1 protein-coding gene is annotated in these 1,204 nt (G+C 41.7%); it reads right to left on the reverse strand.

Annotated features, from left to right (window positions below):
• On the reverse strand, window positions 1-1,077 hold a 1,077-nt coding region (locus DC498_RS25890), incomplete at its 3' end, for an IS4 family transposase (protein ID WP_165813969.1).
• Between the last annotated feature and the right edge of the window lie 127 nt (window positions 1,078-1,204).

Here is a 1,204-nt window from a genome sequence, read left to right on the forward strand (position 1 = left end):
TTTAAATACCAGTTCTATTTGCCAGCGCAGGTAATAGGTTTTTCTAACCTCAGATGGAGGTAGTATATCAGATCCAACATTAGTTACGTAAATATTATAATGCAGCTTTTTTTTATGTTCTTTTGATATACCAACCCGCTTGCTTTTAGCCTGGGCTTGTGCATGGAGCCATCGCCGCTTAAACTCATGATTCGGTACTTTTTCAATAATCATTCTGCATGCAATCCGTTCCTTGACATATACCAACACATCCTGTTGCAGATGCTGCTGCCGGTTTGCCTGCCTGAACACTTTATTCCAACTCAATGGCTTTCCATCCAGGTTGTATACGCCTGCCTGGGAAGGTAATCTATTGAGAAAGAAAGCCCCGGATTGTATGATGGCCTTCAGATAGGTGGGAGAAATATATCCCAGATCGCGAATGTGCAGATCGCCTGTAGTTATTGCCGATACGGTTTGTTCTGCATCCGAGAAGTCATTGCGTAAACCATCGGTTAGTTTTATGGACAGCCAGTTACCGCTTACCAGATCATATTCGTATTGCAGGCTTATCATGCCATTGGTTTTGCTGAAATTACCGTACCCTCTGTAGGCTCCGTTGTAATCGGTAGGTAGTTTAAACTTAGTAGAGTCTTTTACCTTGATACGTGAAAAATGTGTTTTTAATCCCTCTTTCTCTCTGCCGAGATGTTGCTCCAGCGCCTGCTGTATTACTTTTTCAAGAAAATTAACCGCCTGAACACTGAAGCGCTGGTGCAGGGCTTCCTTACTTATTTCTATACCATGAGCCTGCCTGAGCTCTGCCGTCAGATCCGGCAAGCTTATTTGACCTTGAGGGCTATCGGCTACCATTAGTGTAGTTAAAAAACCCTGTGCTGTTATTTTGCCACTGCTTCTTTTAATAAATCCTGTTTGCCTGCCTATTTTCTCTGCCTGTGCAGAGCAAAGGAAGCCCTTGATGTTGGCAAAAATATCTGCAGCATGTTCTTCTAATAAAATTTCTCTGCGAATGGTTAATTGGTTTCTCCTCTTAGGTAGTAAATGCTTACTTTTGCAACGGGCATGTATTATACAAATTCCCCTTACTTCATGCCCTTAAATAATACTACAATGAGGAGAAAATAAAAAAACAACTCCCCACGAGGAGTTATTCATTATCAATTAGTTAGCTCCACTTTTCTTCTTAGCTTAACGACTATGGTGG

Origin of the sequence: Terrimonas sp. (genome assembly GCF_003075435.1) — a bacterium.
GTDB lineage: Bacteria > Bacteroidota > Bacteroidia > Chitinophagales > Chitinophagaceae > Agriterribacter.